This is a genomic window from Thermovenabulum sp., from assembly GCF_049701175.1.
In the GTDB taxonomy this organism is placed as follows: Bacteria; Bacillota; Thermosediminibacteria; order Thermosediminibacterales; family Thermosediminibacteraceae; genus Thermovenabulum.
The window spans coordinates 1-17,891 of sequence record NZ_JBNATW010000018.1 but is presented as its reverse complement, the minus strand read 5'-3'; the positions used below and the strand labels follow the sequence as shown (position 1 = coordinate 17,891).

Annotated in this window: 15 protein-coding genes and 1 riboswitch; of the genes, 14 read left to right on the top strand and 1 reads right to left on the bottom strand. The window is 36.4% G+C overall.

Annotated features, from left to right (window positions below; translation table 11 throughout):
- Nucleotides 1-2 precede the first annotated feature (2 nt).
- From rplS to ACPLVF_RS07310, 7 genes are all read left to right on the top strand, one after another.
- Nucleotides 3-347: a 50S ribosomal protein L19 gene (rplS, locus tag ACPLVF_RS07340; RefSeq protein ID WP_424907183.1), complete on the top strand. Its 345-nt coding sequence runs from the start codon at nucleotides 3-5 to the stop codon at nucleotides 345-347.
- Nucleotides 348-384: 37 nt separating this feature from the next.
- Nucleotides 385-1,269, top strand: a complete 885-nt coding sequence (gene ylqF, locus ACPLVF_RS07335) for a ribosome biogenesis GTPase YlqF (RefSeq protein WP_424907182.1) — start codon at nucleotides 385-387, stop codon at nucleotides 1,267-1,269.
- Entirely contained in the window at nucleotides 1,256-1,891 is a 636-nt protein-coding gene (locus tag ACPLVF_RS07330; RefSeq protein WP_424907181.1) for a ribonuclease HII, read from the top strand. Before ylqF ends, ACPLVF_RS07330 begins: the two co-directional genes overlap by 14 nt.
- Nucleotides 1,892-2,050: 159 nt before the next feature.
- On the top strand, nucleotides 2,051-3,283 hold the full coding sequence (locus ACPLVF_RS07325; protein ID WP_424907180.1) for a uracil-xanthine permease family protein: 1,233 nt from the start codon (nucleotides 2,051-2,053) through the stop codon (nucleotides 3,281-3,283).
- Nucleotides 3,284-3,638: 355 nt separating this feature from the next.
- Nucleotides 3,639-4,979 (top strand): L-lysine 6-transaminase, encoded by a 1,341-nt coding sequence (gene lat, locus ACPLVF_RS07320; protein ID WP_424907179.1) that lies wholly within the window; start codon nucleotides 3,639-3,641, stop codon nucleotides 4,977-4,979.
- A gap of 124 nt (nucleotides 4,980-5,103) precedes the next feature.
- Nucleotides 5,104-5,191, top strand: a riboswitch (cyclic di-GMP riboswitch).
- A gap of 91 nt (nucleotides 5,192-5,282) precedes the next feature.
- The gene (locus ACPLVF_RS07315; protein ID WP_424907178.1) at nucleotides 5,283-5,741 is read left to right on the top strand and encodes a chemotaxis protein CheW; all 459 of its coding nucleotides are present in this window, start codon (nucleotides 5,283-5,285) and stop codon (nucleotides 5,739-5,741) included.
- 80 nt (nucleotides 5,742-5,821) lie between these two features.
- A complete protein-coding gene (locus ACPLVF_RS07310) occupies nucleotides 5,822-7,855 on the top strand; it encodes a methyl-accepting chemotaxis protein (protein ID WP_424907177.1) in 2,034 nt (677 codons plus the stop codon).
- Between the two features lie 109 nt (nucleotides 7,856-7,964).
- Here the strand turns inward: ACPLVF_RS07310 and ACPLVF_RS07305 are convergent, their stop codons facing one another.
- The gene (locus ACPLVF_RS07305; RefSeq protein ID WP_424907176.1) at nucleotides 7,965-9,272 is read right to left on the bottom strand and encodes a purine-cytosine permease family protein; all 1,308 of its coding nucleotides are present in this window, start codon (nucleotides 9,270-9,272) and stop codon (nucleotides 7,965-7,967) included.
- A gap of 259 nt (nucleotides 9,273-9,531) precedes the next feature.
- On the opposite strand from ACPLVF_RS07305, the gene ACPLVF_RS07300 reads away from it, so the two are divergent.
- The 7 genes from ACPLVF_RS07300 (at nucleotide 9,532) to ACPLVF_RS07270 (ending at nucleotide 17,431) form a co-directional block, all read left to right on the top strand.
- A complete protein-coding gene (locus ACPLVF_RS07300) occupies nucleotides 9,532-11,232 on the top strand; it encodes a PucR family transcriptional regulator (protein ID WP_424907175.1) in 1,701 nt (566 codons plus the stop codon).
- A gap of 134 nt (nucleotides 11,233-11,366) precedes the next feature.
- Nucleotides 11,367-12,146: an aspartate/glutamate racemase family protein gene (locus tag ACPLVF_RS07295; RefSeq protein ID WP_424907174.1), complete on the top strand. Its 780-nt coding sequence runs from the start codon at nucleotides 11,367-11,369 to the stop codon at nucleotides 12,144-12,146.
- Between the two features lie 22 nt (nucleotides 12,147-12,168).
- Nucleotides 12,169-13,764 carry a hydantoinase/oxoprolinase N-terminal domain-containing protein gene (locus ACPLVF_RS07290; RefSeq protein ID WP_424907173.1) on the top strand — a complete coding sequence of 532 codons (1,596 nt, stop codon included), beginning with the start codon at nucleotides 12,169-12,171 and terminating at the stop codon, nucleotides 13,762-13,764.
- A 15-nt stretch (nucleotides 13,765-13,779) separates the two neighbouring features.
- Nucleotides 13,780-14,949: a DUF917 domain-containing protein gene (locus ACPLVF_RS07285; RefSeq protein ID WP_424907172.1), complete on the top strand. Its 1,170-nt coding sequence runs from the start codon at nucleotides 13,780-13,782 to the stop codon at nucleotides 14,947-14,949.
- On the top strand, nucleotides 14,949-15,200 hold the full coding sequence (locus tag ACPLVF_RS07280; RefSeq protein ID WP_424907171.1) for a hypothetical protein: 252 nt from the start codon (nucleotides 14,949-14,951) through the stop codon (nucleotides 15,198-15,200). The genes ACPLVF_RS07285 and ACPLVF_RS07280 overlap by 1 nt, the downstream gene beginning before the upstream one ends.
- A 3-nt stretch (nucleotides 15,201-15,203) precedes the next feature.
- Entirely contained in the window at nucleotides 15,204-16,289 is a 1,086-nt protein-coding gene (locus ACPLVF_RS07275; RefSeq protein WP_424907170.1) for a M24 family metallopeptidase, read from the top strand.
- 11 nt (nucleotides 16,290-16,300) lie between these two features.
- Complete coding sequence (locus ACPLVF_RS07270) at nucleotides 16,301-17,431, top strand: DUF917 domain-containing protein (protein ID WP_424907169.1); 1,131 nt, start codon at nucleotides 16,301-16,303, stop codon at nucleotides 17,429-17,431.
- The last annotated feature ends 460 nt before the right edge of the window (nucleotides 17,432-17,891 follow it).

Sequence of the window (17,891 nt, the reverse complement as noted above, 5' to 3'; positions counted from 1 at the left end):
AGATGTCCGATATTGTCAGAGCAATTGAACAAGAACAGATGAAAACGGATATACCGGATTTTAGGCCCGGCGATACCGTAAAAGTATATACAAAGGTTATTGAAGGAAACCGCGAAAGGATTCAGGTTTTTGAAGGAGTTGTTATTGCGAGAAAAGGCGGTGGACTTAGAGAAACCTTTACTGTAAGGAAAATTTCTTATGGTGTCGGTGTCGAAAGGGTATTTCCGCTTCATTCGCCAAGGATAGAAAAAATTGAAGTTGTCCGCAAAGGTAAGGTACGCAGGGCAAAACTTTATTACTTGAGAAAACTAAGAGGAAAAGCAGCAAAGATAAAGGAAAGGGACTGATGGCAGTCCCTTAATTTATTAAAGAGGTGATGGTAGATTGGAAATTCAATGGTACCCAGGACATATGGCGAAAGCAAAGAGGCAGATGAAGGAAGTTTTAAAAGTAGTTGATGCGGTATTAGAATTGGTAGATGCGCGAGCACCTGAATCCTCACACATTCCCGATATTAGAGATATTGTTAGTGAAAAACCAATTATCAGGGTTTTAAATAAAGAGGATTTGGCCGAAAAGAATGTTACCGAAAACTGGATTAAATACTTTAAAAACCAAGGTATAACTTCATTTTCCGTTGATTCGATCCATAAAGAAGGGATAAAAAATATTATCGATTACCTGAAAAGGATAAAAAAACAAAAAAATGGTGTGGTTCGCTGTATGGTAATGGGGGTACCAAATGTAGGAAAATCTTCTTTTATAAATCAAATAGCTGGGAGAAAAGGGGCGAAGACAGGAGACATACCCGGTATAACAAAGGGTAAAATGTGGTTAAAAGTGAACGAGGATTTGGAACTTCTTGACACACCGGGGATTTTATGGCCAAAGTTTGATGAAAAGGAAGTAGGAATTAAACTTGCAATATTGGGATGTATTAAAGAAGAAATCTACGACGCTGAGGAAATAGCTTTAATATTAGTAGATTTTTTGATTTTTAAAGCAAAAGAGGAATTAATGAAGAGGTTTAAATTGAATACCTTAGGTACACCACAGGAAATTTTAGAGAAAATAGGCGAAAAGAGAGGATGCCTCCTGCCCGGAGGTAAAATAGACACCTTGAAAGCTGCTAAAATTGTGTTAAAAGAGTATCGCGAAGGGAGAATTGGTAGAATCTCCTTAGAAGAACCAGAGAATAAAGGTTTTTGGGAAAAATTCAAGAATAATATTGAAGCTAAGGAAGAAGGTTTTCTTTATGAAGAGCATTAAGACTGAAGAAGAGAGGTTAAAACAGCTGTTTAAATTTGAGAAAGATCTTAGAAAAAAAGGTTATAAGTTAATTGCAGGTGTAGACGAGGCAGGAAGAGGACCGCTGGCGGGACCTGTCGTTGCTGCTGCAGTGATACTGCCGGAAGATGTATTTATTCCTAATTTGAAGGACTCAAAACTTTTAAGCGAGAAAAAGAGAGAAGAAGTTTATGAAGAAATAGTCAAAAATGCAATTGCTTATTCTTTTTCAGTAGTTGATGAGAGATACATCGATGAAAACAATATTTTAAAGGCAACGCTTTTTGCCATGAAAAATGCAGTGTTGGGGTTAAAAATCCCTCCCGATTATGTGATAGTAGATGCTTTAAAAATACCTGAAATTGACTTTCCGCAGGAAGGTATAAAGGGAGGAGATAGGATCTGCGGAACTATCGCAGCCGCATCAATAATTGCAAAAGTTGAAAGGGACAGAATTATGAAGCGCTACCACGATATATATCCCCAATACGATTTTTTACATAACAAAGGGTATGGAACAAAAAAACATATTGAATCCATTAAGAAATATGGATATTCGCCTATACACCGAAAAACTTTTAGCATTAAAAATATTGATAAATAAAAAAATATCTTGTATCTATAGCTCAAATTTCATAATACAATTTTTGCCATTAAAGTAGTGCTGAAAGAAACCATTTTTTACGCTATTTGTATTATAACAATATTTGAAGGGAAAATATTTTATAAAAGTTAGTTTATTTAAAAAATAGGAGGGTGTTAAATGGCAAAACAAAACGGAGAAATTCGTGGCCCTATTAGGGCGGGAGATTATCTACCATTACATCAACTTCTTATCTTAGGTCTACAGCACACCTTTACAATGTTTGGTGCTACAGTTCTCGTTCCGCTTTTGACAGGTCTTGATGTTGGAGTTGCTTTGTTTACTGCTGGTATCGGTACATGGTGGTTTCATTTAGTAACAAAGATGAAGGTTCCAGTATTTTTAGGGTCATCCTTTGCTTTTATTGCTCCTGTCGCTTTAGTTGTAAAACAGTACGGTATACCTGCGGCTCAAGGTGGAATAATAGTTGCTGGTCTTATATACTGTGTTATGGCAGCCCTTGTATATTTCTTAGGTCCAAGCTTTATAGAAAAACTATTACCGCCTGTGATAACTGGCCCTATTATTATGGTTATAGGTTTAACTCTTGCACCTGTTGCTATAAGTAATGCCAGCAAAAACTGGATTATAGCCTTTATAGTTTTATTAACAGCAATAATAATTAATATTTATGGCAAAGGTTTTATTAAACTTGTGCCGGTTATAATAAGCTTGATTGTAGGTTATATAATTTCAGCAATTGCGGGGATAATAAATTACGAACCCGTAATACAAGCCCCGTGGATAGCAATGCCCAAATTTACTTGGCCAGTATTTAATGCTGCTGCCATTGGACTTATTGCACCTGTAGCGGTGGCTACAATGGTAGAGCATGTAGGAGATGTCCTTGCAGTAAGTGCGACAGTAGAAGAAGACTTTATTAAAGATCCTGGACTACACAGGACATTAATCGGAGATGGCATTGGCACTTCCATTGCAGGGCTATTTGGGGGGCCTGCAAACACAACTTATTCGGAAAATACAGGTGTTCTTGCTCTGACAAGGGTATGGAAACCCGAAGTAATGAGAATTGCAGCTAGCATGGCCATACTCCTTTCTTTTATTCAAAAAATAAGTGCGGCTATTAGGACCATTCCCGAACCAGTAATCGGGGGAATTTCAGTTGTTTTATTCGGGATGATTGCAAGCATAGGTATAAGGACGGTTGTAGAAAATCAGGTTGACTTTAAACAGCCAAGGAATCTCATAATAGCAAGCGTAATTCTTGTCTTAAGTATTGGTGGAGCAGTTATTAACATTGGTAGTTTCAAAATGGGTGGAATGGGTTTTGCTGCTTTGGTAGGAATTATATTAAATCAAATCCTCCCAAACCATGAGAAAACCACCGAGTGATAATACTTTTTAAAACAAAGAAGGTAGGAAAAATCCGACCTTTAATACGAAACTCAATCACGATCCTATAAAACCATGGTAAAGTATTTGGAAGATGCTAAAGATAGGCTAAATATCGAGGTGGCTCTTCAAATTTACAAAATATTAGATAAAAAACAAATAAACGATAACCTTCGTTAATAAAAGATATACGCCGATATTTTTTCAAAGGTATCGGCGTATATTTATTAATTTTAATTAATTCAAATAAATGCAAAAGTTTATGGTTAAATAAAAAGATATTGAATAAATACACAAAAATATGTATAATTATAAGCATAGTTACAAAAATTATAAAATTAAGGAGGCAAAAAAAATGTTGTCACCCCATGAAGTGATACCTACCCTTGAAAAGTATATTTTGGTGGATGGTTATCCAATAGTGGTTGATTTGGAGAAGTCTTATGGTAGTCATGTTGTAGATGCAAGAGATGGCACCGACTACCTTGATTTTTACACCTTTTTTGCATCTTTACCCTTAGGATTGAACCATCCAAAACTTGCCAATGAGGAATTTAAGGAAAGGGTATTTAGAGCTGCGGTTAACAAAGTAGCTAATTCGGATATGTATACTGTAGAAATGGCACGATTTGTGAAAACCTTTATGGAAGTTGCCGCACCGGAAAATTATGTGCACCTTTTCATGATAGACACAGGCACCTTAGCCGTAGAGAATGCACTAAAGGTTGCGATGGATTGGAAGGTGAGGAAAAATTTAGAAAGAGGTTATAATGAGAGTGCTCAAAAGGGAACAAAGGTTATACACTTTAAGGAGGCTTTTCACGGAAGGTCAGGTTATACCCTTTCCCTTACTAATATTGCAGACCCGAGAAAGAATATGTATTTTACGAAATTCAACGATTGGCCGAGGATAACAAATCCCAAGATAAAGTGGCCATTGGAGAAGCATTTGGACGAAGTGAAAAGGGCGGAAGAAGAAGCAATAAGCCAAATTAAAAAAGCTATAAGAGATAACCCTAATGATATATGTGCGATAATAATAGAGACGATACAGGGAGAGGGAGGAGATAACCACTTCAGGCCCGAGTTTTTGAAGGCATTGAGGGAGATATGTGATGAAAACGAGATAATGCTTATTTTTGATGAAGTGCAGTGCGGTATGGGCATAACCGGGAAGATGTGGGCATTTCAGCATTATGGGGTAGAGCCGGATGTATTTGCTTTCGGGAAAAAATCACAGGTATGCGGTATATTATCTACGAGGAGAGTAGATGAGGTAGAGAAAAACTGCTTTGTGGAAAGCAGCCGTATAAACTCCACATGGGGCGGGAATATAGTAGATATGGTTCGCTCAACAAGGATACTTGAAATTATAAAAGAGGACAATGTATTAGAACATGTAAACGAGGTATCAAAGGTTTTACATAAGTATTTACATGCATTAGAAGATGAATTTCCCGAATTGGTAAGCAATGTAAGATATAAGGGGTTAATGGCGGCTTTTGATTTACCGAATCAGGAATTACGGGGTAAGTTTTTGAAGTACTGCTTTGAAGAGAAGATGATTGTTTTGCCGACAGGAGTAGTGGGGGTAAGGTTTAGGCCGATACTTACGGTTACGGAAGAAGATTTGATGGAAGGTTACAAACGCATGAAAAAGGCTTTAATAAAAGTAAGACAAGAAAATAAATTATGATGTTGTGTTTTAACAGTTTCCTTAGGGCCTTCTATCAAGGTTAATGAGAAGGCCCATTTTTTATAATATTCTAAAACCTAAATAAAAAAATATTGACGAAAATTGTAAAATATGGCAATATAAATATTGATAAAGGCAAACCCGCTGAAAAGCGGGGACGCAAAGCCACGGGCCTAAATCCCTAATTGGGACATGGTAGCCGGGCTGCCGAAGAGTGTATGAAAATTAATATTCTGCGGCAGCCTTTCGCAGGAAGCCGCTTTTTTTATGTTTAAAATTACAGTTAAAAAAGGGGGGAAAGTAATGCCTAAGCAGTTGGTTGTTTTTGGCCTTGCAGAGGAACTTTATGGACTTGATATCTTCGATGTGCGTGAAGTTATCAAAGATGCTCCTATTACAAAAATACCTAATGCGCCTGAATTTGTAGAAGGTGTGGTAAACTTAAGAGGTAAAATCATACCGGTTATAGACCTTAAAAAGCGCTTCGGGATTGGGAAGGGAGAAAAAAGTAAAGACAGCAGGATAATCATAGTGGAAATATCAGGGCAAGAAGCGGGTCTGATAGTTGACTCGGTAGATGAAGTAATAACCATTGACGACAATTCAATCGAGCCTGCACCACCTGTCACCACAATAAACGCTGCTTTTATTGAAGGATTAGCAAAGAAAGAGGACAAGCTTATTATATTGATAAAACTTGACCTTCTTTTAGATGCGGAAAAGAAGGAAGTTTTAAAAAATATAAGTCAGCAGGTTAATTAAGTGAAAATAATTAAGTAAAGGGGGTTAAGGTCGCACATATATTATATAAATATTACAGCGGTGTGCGACGAAGGAGAATTATGTTGGGGATAAGTACAAGTTTAAGGACGAGAATGACGGTTTTATTTGGGCTTGTTGTTTTAATAGGCTGTCTTGTATTATTTTTTGTAAGTGTAAGCCGCGCTTCAAGCGCCCTTGAAGCCCAAGCAAATGAGGCCTTATTAAAAACTGCGAAATTGGCAGCCGAGACTATAGATACACGTGTTCAAGCAAAAATTACCATAATTGAAAGCATTGCGCAAAGGAATATTATAAGGGGAAAATCGGGCGATAGAGAAGCTACCCTTGAAGAGAAACTGCAGCTCCTAAGAGATGAATTAAAGAGAATAGAAAGCCAAGGGTTTAAGCGATTAGCCATTGTGGATAGGAACGGCAATGCTGTTTATCAAGATGGAAGCACCGCAAATTTGGCAGATAGGGATTATTTTAAAAAGGCCCTTGAGGGCAAAACCAATATTTCCACTGCTCTGATAAGCAAAGTCGACCAGACCGTAATCTTTGGTATTGCAACGCCAATCCGCCACTACGCCAGCAACGAAATCATAGGTGTTTTGGCGGGTATAATAGATGGTGAACAACTAAGTCAGCTTGTTTCCTCAATAAACTATGGACGCACAGGTTACGGCTTTGCTGTGGACAGCACTGGGAAAATGATAGCGCATAAAGAATTTGAAAGGGTAAAGAATCAGGAAAACATAATAGAAGAAGCAAAGTCTGATTCTTCCTTATCTGCTCTTGCATCCATTATTTCCAAAATGGCAAATGGAGAAGAAGGAGTTGGCCGATATACCTTCCAGGGTGTAGAAAAGATAGTCGGTTATGCTCCTGTAAAAACTACAGGATGGTCAGTAGGTATTAATGTCCCTGTAGCTGAAGTGATGGAAAGGGCTTCAGGTTTAAAGCAGGCCATGATAATAATTTCGATAATAATTGTAATTATTGCATTGGCACTAACCTTTATAATAGCGAGAACTATTACAACGCCGCTGATACTTGCTGTAGACCATTTGGGTCTCATAGCAACAGGAGACTTTACAAGGGCTGTTCCTGAGCAATTCCTCCATCGCAGTGACGAAATAGGAAAGCTTACACAGGCTATCGATAAACTGCAGGCCAATATTAGGCCATTGCTTTCAGGCCTAAAAACCGACGCAAAGACATTGGCTGGAAATTCCGATGCCTTGAGTGCTGCTTCCCAAGAAATAGCTGCTTCTTCCAACGAGGTTGCAAAAGCTATTCAGCAGGTGGCTTCTGGAGCATCTGACCAAGCCCAAGATTTGCAAGAGATAGTGACCCTTATAGGGAATATAACGACAAGCTTAGAAAAGGTATACAATGAACTTAGTCACGTAAAGGCAAACAGTGAAGAGACTTCTCGATTAGCAAACACTGGAAAGAAAGAGTTAGACAATCTTATTTCTTCAATTAGGGGAGTGCGTGAAGCATTTGGGGTAGTAGTTGAAAGGCTTGAGGCTCTTAAAGGTTCGGTAGACCAAGCAGGGGAAATTTTGGAGGTTATAAAGGGAATAGCAGAGCAGACAAATTTACTGGCATTAAATGCAGCTATTGAAGCAGCGAGAGCTGGAGAAGCGGGGAGAGGGTTTGCTGTTGTTGCAGCTGAAATAAGGAAACTTGCAGAGCAATCCCGTGTATCTTCTGATAAGATAAGGGCTTTATTAAACGATATAACCTCGGAAACCGATGAGGTTGTAAAGACTTCTGAAGAAGTAACTACTCAGGTGAATAACCAATTAGAGAATGTAGAAAATACCGTCAAAGCTTTTGATGACATATTAGAGTCAGTAGCAGCTATAGCGCCGATGATTAAAGCGACATACACAGAGGTGGATAATACCGTAAAATCAAAGGACATAGTATTAGAACGTGTTCAGAGCATAAGTGCAGTTTCAGAGGAGACATCAGCGTCTGCTGAAGAGATATCGGCATCTGCCGAAGAACTTTCCGCATCAACAGAAGAGATAGCTGCAAATGCACAGCAAATTCTGGAAGTTGCAAAGAGAATGGAAGAAAAGGTGGAACAATTCAAGGTATAAAGTTAATATTTATAATGGATTAAATTAGAAAACAGGAGAGATTGATAAAACTCTCCTGTTTTTTTAATTGGTATTATATTGTTTTTTAATTAGTATTATGTTGATAGATTTATTTTGTACTACTGTAATCTATATCAGTTTTTGGTTTAAGGAATAAGTCTAATACTCTGTGGTATACATAATATATAAGCCCGCCAATAATCATACCATTTATCGCTGGTATGAAAAATTTAGTTTTCCATGAAATTAATCCGCCGATTAGTACGGAAATTAATCCAGGCAAATAAATTCCTTCCTTTTGAATAAATTTTTTCTTGGATACGAAGTAATATTCAGTGATAATTACACCAGCAACTGGAGTAACCCATGAAGCCAATATTGATACAAAACCGAGAAAACGGCTTACTATACCTGAAATAGCTAAAATTGTCCCAAGAAATGCTGCTATAAATGTAAGATAGAATCTACTACCGCCAAAAACCTTTTTTAAAGCCAATCCAGAACTATATGCCGCTGTAATGCATGTAGTCCATTGCAGGAGAAAAACAAAGATTAGAGCCATTGAGGGCATTCTCAATTTCATCATAACCTCTACAATGTTCCAGGGTTCCTTAACCCCAAGTTTAGTTGCTGAAAGGGCCATTATCATACCTGCTATAGTGAGAACAGAAGTAGCCGGGAAGAGGCCAATAATGCCCGAATATGCGACATCACTCCATTTATTTTTAATCCATCTTGTGTAATCAGCTACAAAAGAACATCCAACAGCGATCATACCTATCTGCAAATTTATACCCCAAAAAATTCCCATGTTTTGAGCAGGATTATATGTCCAAAGTCCGGTTATTCCAATTCCCATTATGGCTTTGGCTACACCAAATATAATAATATAAACCATTATCGGCAAACTTACCCAGTTAAGCCATGCCATGGAAAGTATTCCATACATTGCTGGCAGTGCAAACACAATACCGAAAATCAATGTAATAATATTATATAAAGTTTTGCTCATTGGGATTATCGCTGCCAGTGCCTGTGTTGCTATTTCAACTTCAATTCCATACCATGCTATACAAGGGATAGCTGTTACAATGAAGGATGTGGCTATATTACTCCCATACTTACCGAAAGCACATTCACCGATATAATAGGTATTAAGCCCTTGTTCTGTTCCAATTTTACCGAGAGGAATGTAAAATAATATTAAAAGTGCTATTAATCCTCCAAACATAGCTGCAACAGCTTCTGAAAATTTAAGTCCGTAGATTAATCCTCCGCCAGCCATGCTACATGCTAAAACAGCACACATGCCAATATAAACGCTTGCTGCATAAAACCAATGTCTTCTGAGATTTGATGGGATAGGTTTTTGGGAATACTCTTCTTCAAAACTCACCTGATTTTTTTTGTCCTCCATAAAAACTTAACCCCCTTTTGCTATTTATAAATTTAGCTAGATAAAATAAAAGTGAAAAATAAAAAAAGTAAAAAAATTTAGAAGAACGATTATAAGATGGATTTTAAAAAAAATTAACACAAATACAAAAAAGTTGGTATAATATATTCAACAAAATTTACGATTTTCCTGCTGATTTAGACAAAATAGCATTGTTACAAAGTAACAAATTTATAAAAAAATGTTGTCTTTAATAGACAGTAATGGAGGTAAAAAAATAATGGAAGGTATTACTGTTAAAGAGGCCTATGAAATTTTAAAAGAATATGGAGTTAAATGGGTAGCAGGGATAGAAGGTGAAAATAGAGTTGTAAAATCAGTAAGCGTTATAGAGATTCCTGATTGTTTTGAATGGCTTCAAGGAGGAGAGATGATTTTAACAACTTTATATCAATACAAAACCTTAGATGAAAAGCTTGAACTTATAGAAGGATTAAATAAAGGAAATGCAGCTTGTATTGCTATTCATCCCGGGAAAGAGGCTTGTATGAATATACCTGATATACTGATTGATTTAGCAAATAATCTTAGATTTCCGATTTTTATAATACCCAAAAAGTTACCTTATGCATTGATTATTAAAAAGATTTATGAAGCTTTGCTGAATAAAGAAGAACTTGCTTTAAAAAAATCATTAGAAATAAATTCTTTAATGAATCAAATACTTATATCTAATGGAGGCGTTCATGAAATTATAGACAGGTTATCAACTATTATAAATAACTGCGTGGTTTTTGCTGATGAATTTTTCAGGCCAATTGCTGCTGTTTTTAGGGGAAAATTTAAATCAAATGTAGAAGGTATGCTATCAGAACTGTGTTGCTATGCAAAGGAATATTTTAAAAAAAATTCTAATGTTAGATTGCAAAAAGAAGTGAGAGAAATAGCTCGTATAACTATAAAAAACGGTTTTGATGTGATAGTACACGTAATTAAAATCAACGAATATATTGACAATTATCTATTAATAATACAAAACCAAAATTTAACGGAATCTGAAAATGAATTGTACAAAATAGCTTTATCCAGTGCTATTACAGCATTAAAAATAGAAAGATTAAAAAATCTTGCTGTTTTAGAGGCAGAGGAAAGGCTAAAATTTGATTTCTTTGATGATATAATAAGCGGGACATATTCATCAGATGAGCTTATGAAAAAAAGGGCAAAGACAATAGGGCTAAATTTATTAGATAAAAATTTTGTAGTAATTTTCGATATAGACCAATTTGAGCAATACTATAAAGAGAATATTGAAAAAGGAGAAACCCATATTCAAAAGGTAAAAATGGATTTAAAGAAATCTATTGAAGAAGCAATAGAAAAAATTAGAAACAGAGTGATTCTTTTTCTACCTAAAAGTGATGAATATATTCTAATAATAGGATTCAATAATATAGAATATGCAAAAGAAGCGATGTATAAAAATGTTTTAATCGACTTGTTTTCAAAGGTTACGAAAAATTTTACAGTTAAAAATCCCGGAATAACCCTATCAATAGGCATAAGTTCAGCCTTAGAAAGCATAAATGAACTGAAAAGAGCCTATGATGAGGCTGCATTTGCAAGGGAAATAGGGAATAAATTGTTCGGTTATGGTAAAATTTTCTTTTATGATGATTTAGGCATTTATAAAATAATATCAATCCCTAATAAATTAGAAGATATTTTAAGAGATAGATGGTTTTATAAGCTGTATGACTACGATAAAAATAAGAACGGCAATTTAATAGAAACCCTGGAAATTTTTTTGGACAACAAATGCAGCATTAAAGAAACTGCAAAAAAGTTATACACTCATCCCAATACAGTAAAATACCGTATTAAAAAGGTAAAAGAATTAATAGGGGAAGATATTTTACAGGATGAACAAAAAAGGCTTTATTATCACATTCTTATTAAAGCTATAAAGATGCTGCAGTGAAATTTTTTTTATTATGCAATAAAAATCTTGTTCTTATAAAACAAAAAATTTATAGTTTTTTGTCTTAAAAAGATATAGCAATTTAAATTAATAAAAAATTATTATAAATATAAAATAGTTAAGCAATAGGGAGGATGGTGGTATTGGCAAAAATATTATGGATTAACCCAGTAGGGACCGATACCTTTGATAAGCCGATTAAAGAAGCCTTGGAAGAGATCAAACAGCCGGAGACTGTAGTTGATGTTGTGTCTTTAAAGAAAGGGCCTATGCACTTAGAATACAGATATTATGAGGCTTTGGTTATTCCAGATGTTTTACATGTTATAAAACAGGCAGAAAAAGATGGCTATGACGCGGCTGTAATTGGTTGTTTTTATGATCCAGGGCTTCATGATGCGAGGGAAATAGTGGAAAAAATGGTTGTTACCGCTCCGGCCGAAGCCTGCATGCATATTGCAGCAACTCTCGGGCATAAGTTTTCTATTATAGTTGGAAGAGATAAATGGATTCCTCAAATGATGGACAATGTGGTATTAAACGGCCTAAAAGACAAATTGGCATCATTCAAATCCTTAGGGCTTGGAGTTTACGACTTTCACGCTGATGAAAAACTTACAATACAAAAATTAAAAGATGCTGCAAAAGAAGCTGTTGAAAAGGATGGAGCCGAAGCGATAATACTCGGCTGTACAATACAGTTTGGATTCTATAAGGAACTTCAGGAGTGTGTAAAGGTGCCGGTGATTGATGCAATAATAGGGCCTTTCAAATATGCAGAATTTCTTGTAGAGTTAAGAGACAAATTCGGTTGGCTCCATAGTAAGAAATATGGTTTTGAAACTCCACCTCTTTTTGAAATAAAGCAGTGGAAATTAGAGGAACAATATAATATCAAAGGATTGTGGGAATAAAAAGATTTAAGGGGGAAAAAGTATGGAAAAGGATGTCAGAATTGGATTTGATGTTGGCGGTACTTTTACCGATGGAGTTATGATAAGAGGTAAAGAAGTTCTGGCTAAGGCAAAAGCACTTACTACGACTGATGTAACAACAGGAATAATTAATGCCCTCGATATTTTGCTAAAATCCGGGAAAGCTGATGTTTCCGAAATTGGCATGGTGTCCTTAGGAACAACCCATACAACAAATGCAATAATTGAAAGGAGAAATCTAAATAAAGTAGGCATATTCAGGCTTGGTGCACCTGCTACTACAGCTATTCCTCCACTGACGGGTTGGCCTGAAGACTTAAAAGAAGCTATCGGTGGAACAGATAATATATTTATTATCCGCGGTGGAAAAGAGTATGACGGAAGAGATATTGTGCCCCTTGATGAAGAGGCTATTAAAAAAGCGTGCGATAAAATAAAGGGTAAAGTTGATTCAATAGCGATAACAGGTGTGTTTTCACCTATGATACCGGATCAAGAGGAAAGAGCTGCTGAGATAATAAGGGAAGAGCTTGGAGATATTCCAATAACACTTTCAAATCATATTGCATCTATATCACTTCTGGAAAGAGAAAATTCTACTATACTGAATGCATCAGTTATAACTGTTATGAAAAGGGCGGTTGATGCCTTAAAAAAAGCAACTAAAGAAAGGGGTATTGATTCACCACTTTTTATAGTTCAAAATGATGGAACTGTAATGTCAGCTGATTATGCAGTGAATTACCCAATTTTCACAGTTGCCTCAGGTCCTGCAGCTAGTGTCAGAGGGGCAGTGTTCCTTTCGGGGATAGATAACGGCGTTGTAGTAGATATAGGAGGAACTTCGACGGATATTGCTTATATTGTAAATGGTTTCCCGAGAGAATCTTCCATAACTGTAACAATCGGGGGAGTAAAGACGAATATTCGTTGTCCTGACCTCATGTCGATTGCTTTAGGAGGAGGTACAATAGTAAAGACTAAAGGAAATGAAATTATTGCTTATGGTCCTGAAAGTGTAGGATATAATCTTGTAAAGCTTTCTAAGTCATTTGGGGGACCAATTATAACAACTCATGATATTGCAGTAGCCAAGGGAATACTCGATAGAAAACTTGACATATTCGATACAGATTTTGCTCCTTATATCGAGAAGGTTAAGGCTTTGGATAAAGATTTGGTAGAAGCTGCCTATAATAAAATAAAAAATACTTTAGAAATAGCTATTGACCAGATGAAAACTGTAGCTGGGGATGTTAAAGCAATTTTTGTAGGTGGAGGTGCTTTGGTTGTACCAAAAGAGAACTTAGAAGGAATTTCAGAGGTTATAATGCCACCTCATTTTGAGGTATGCGGTGCTATTGGTACTACAATAGCCGAAATAGGAGCTTATGCTGAAGGAGTTGCGGATTTAGAAATTGAAAATAGAGAAGAGGCTATTAACAAAGTGATTGAGAAGGCAAAAGATGAGGCAGAAAAAGCTGGTGCATTAAGAGATTCTGTGGAAGTGCTTGATGTAGAAGAAATTCCGTTTGCCTATATGCCCGGAAAACGCGAAAAGATAAGAGTAAGAGTAAAAGGCAAAATATTTGACTAAGGAGGTAATAAGACAATGAGTAGTAAGGTTTTTGAGACATTGGAGCGATGGGGAGTAAAAAATTATAAAATTATAGATAAGAAAGCAGTTAAAGAAATTACTTTGGGTGCTTCTATCTTGGCTACGGGTGGAGGAGGAGATCCTGAAATTGGACTGTTATGGGCATATAAGGTACTTGATGAAGGAAAAACCATCGTAATGATAGATCCAATGGATGTGCCTGATGATATATTAGTTGCTAGCTGTGGCTGCCTTGGAGCACCGGTAGTACTTACTGAAAAGCCGCCTTCATATGATGTTTTGAATAACGCGATAAAAAAGCTCCAACAGTACCTTGGGAAAAATTTAGAGGCTATGATTCCAATAGAATGCGGCGGAGTGAATTCTACGGTAGCGTATGCAGCAGCAGGAGAATTTGAGGTTCCGGTGATAGATGCAGATGGAATGAACAGGGCTTTTCCTGAGCTGCAAATGACTTCATGGGTTACAAATGGTGTAAATGCTTCTCCTACTGTATCATGCGATGATCGAGGAAATGTAACTATAATTGATACTGGTGATGACAACAAGATGGCAGAAAATATAGCAAGGCGAGCAGCTATGGCGTATGGTGGTATTTCCTGGATTGCTACCTATCCTATGACGGGAAAGCAGGTGAAAGAAGCTTCTATCCTCAACTCTCAGAGTATTGCATGGGAACTGGGGAAAGCTGTATACCGTGCGAGAGAAAAACACCTTGATCCTGTTAAAGAAATGCTCGATAGCCTGGAAAACACAAGAAATGTGAAAGGAATGAGGGTTTTTAAAGGTAAAATTGTAGACATTTCAAGGGAATTTGGAGGTGAAGCTACTAAAGGATTCAGTCTTGGAAGAATAAAAATGGAAGGTCTTGATGAATATAAAGGCAGCGTGGCTGAAATTGACTTTCAAAATGAATGGCTTAATTTGAGGATAGACGGAAGGATAAGGTGCTTGCCGCCTGACCTCATAGCAATAGTGGATTCAGAAACGGGAGAGCCGATCCGCACAGATATAATGAAGTACGGTTATAGAGGTTCTATTATACTAATTCCAGCCCATGAAAGAATGAGGACACCCAAGGGCATACAATTGTTTGGACCAAGGTATTTTGGGTATGATATGGATTATGTGCCGGTAGAAGAATTGAATAAGGAGGTAATATAATGGCTGGTGGTTTTAACGAAGCGGAAAAAGCCATTATAAAGTTTGTAAAGGAAAACCCTTATTGTGAAAGGAAAAACTTAATTGAGGCTTTGGGTGGTATCCCAGGCTTAGAAGAGGCATTGAATAAATTGGCAGATGATATGGTACTGATAGAACTTACAGGGCCCACAGAATCAAGCCTTGAATCAAGGGTGCCTAAGAAGATTTACATAATAAATCCGGAAAAAGAAAATGAATTAGAGGGGATATAAATAATGGATTACAAACATCGAGTAGATAATCTTATAAAGCTGATGAAAAAATTAGATGTGGATGCGGCAATTTTGGGGGATAGAGCAAATGTAAGATATTTTACAGGCATGAGGTTTAATGCCGCATCCTTTTCTATACTTTTTATTTCCAAGGATGGCGATGTGGTGCTTTTAACGGCTGTTCTGGATTATAACCGAGTAAAAAGAGATTGCTGGATAAAGGATGTCAGGAAATTCCCGGAGGATGATCCAAATTATTTAAAACCTTTAAAGGAATTGCTTTATGGGAAAAACATTAAAAGGATCGGTGTTGAATTTTCTTCAGTAACTATGGAAAAGGAAATTTTGATAAAAGAAGTCACTAATGCAGAACTTGTAAATATACAAGACGATCTTCTCAAGTTTAGAATGATTAAAGATAAGGAAGAGATCGAAATTATAAAGACAGCTGCAAAAATAGTTGAAAAAGCGATGATTAAAGCAATCGATAGTATTAGAGAAGGGATTAAAGAATATGAAGTATCAGCTATTGCTCAAGACGTTATAATGAGAGAAGGGGCGGAGGGACTATCCTTTGAACCTTTTGTCATGTCGGGAGAAAATGCATGGTTGCCTCAAAGATTTTCTTCTGATAAAGAACTAAGGAAAGGGGAACTTGTGCTGTTTGATTTAGGATGCGTTTACAATGGATACTGTTCGGATATTACCAGGACTTTTTCCTTAGGAAGCTTATCTTCCGAGCAAAAAAATATATTTCGGGTTGCCTATGAAGCCCAGCAGAGAGCCATAACTGCAATAAGACCGGGCATATTAGCAAGAGACATAGACAAAGTAGCAAGAGATTATATTGCCCATAACGGGTATGGAAAGTATTTTCCACACCTTACAGGTCACGGCCTTGGACTCAGTATTCATGAGATGCCTATATTAGATTCAAATAGTGATATTGTACTTGAGGCGGGTATGGTAATTACAATCGAACCGGGTATATATGTTGAAGGAGTAGGGGCTGCGCGAGTTGAGGATATGGTATTGGTAACAGATAGCGGGTATGAATTACTGACAAATGCTCCTCGCGAGCTGATATAGAGGTGGTTTTTATGGGTGTGCGAAATATTTTAAAAAGCTGGGATATAAAGGATTATAAAGTTGTTGATGAACAAGGTCTTAAGGAAATTACCCTTGGAGCTTCGATCCTTGCTACGGGAGGCGGCGGTGATCCTGAAATAGGGTTTTTGTGGGCGCTGAACGTGCTAAAAGAGGGGAAGGAAATAATTTTAATAGATCCAAAAGACATGCCAGATGATGCGATGGCTTGTATGGCTGCATGCTTAGGTGCTCCTGTAGTGCTTACGGAAAAGCCGCCGGGAGGCAAGGAAGTGCTGTGGTGTTTGGAAAGTTTGAAAAAATATTTGGGAAAAGAGATTCAAGCGATTATTCCTCCAGAGGCGGGGGGCGTTAATACACCTGTTCCTATGGCAGTAGCGGGAGCTGTTGGTATACCTGTTGTCGATGCAGATGGAATGGGAAGGGCATTTCCAGAACTCCAAATGACATCATTTTATACTCATGGTGTTATGCCTTCTCCGACAGCTGCTGCCAATGAAAAGGGAGCGGTTACTATTGCTGATACCGTTAGTGCTTTAATGGCAGAGAGAATAATAAGAAATGCAGCTATGGCATATGGAGGTATATCCTGGATTGCAGGATATCCGATGACGGGTAGCCAGCTCAAAAGGTCTGCCATATTTAATTCCATTTCAAAAAGCTGGGAACTTGGGAAAGCAATTTATAATTGCAGAAAAACTCATGAGGATCCTATTGAAAAAGTTGTGAAAATTGTTGGAGGATACAAAGTTTTTAAAGGAAAAATAGTTGATATATACCGCGAATTTGGTGCGGAAAAGACAAAAGGATTTTCTATGGGAAAATTAGTTTTAGATGGGCTTGAAGAATATAAAGGTGAAAAAGCCATTGTTGATTTTCAGAATGAATGGTTAAGGCTTGAAGTAAATGGAAAAGTAAAATGTCTACCACCAGATTTGATAATGATTTTGGATTCGGAAACTGGAGAGCCAATAAGGACTGATATAGTAAAATATGGATATCGTGGAAGCATAGTAGTAGCCCCAGCTGATGAGAAGATGAGAACTCCCATGGGCATAGAAACATTTGGCCCAAAATATTTTGGTTATAAAGAGGATTATATCCCAGTAGAAGAATTAGTATAAACCTCCCTCAAAAATACATTATTTTTACAGGGTATTCTTTGTGAATACCCTGTTTTTTTATTATTTTCCGCTTAGCCTATTCTAATTATTCAGCGAATAATTTTGTTATTATAGGATAAAAATACAAAGAAAATATATTTTAAAAAGATATTGAAAAAAATATAAAAAAATACAATTTTAAACATATTTGTTTGGAAAGTGTAAGTATAAATGTTTCAAATTATATAAAATGCTTTTATTCCATTAATTATTATGACATTTAAAAGCGAAATTTTTTTTTATCCTTAAAATATTGTCAGATCAAAGGGGTTTTTTATAATTTGCTCAGTGAGCAAATATTTTTGCTTTAATAGGACAAAATGCAAAATAACAAGAAATTATTTTTCATAAATTATTATTAATTTTCAAAAAAAAAAAAAAAAAAAAAAAAAAAAAAAAAAAAAAAAAAAAAAAAAAAAAA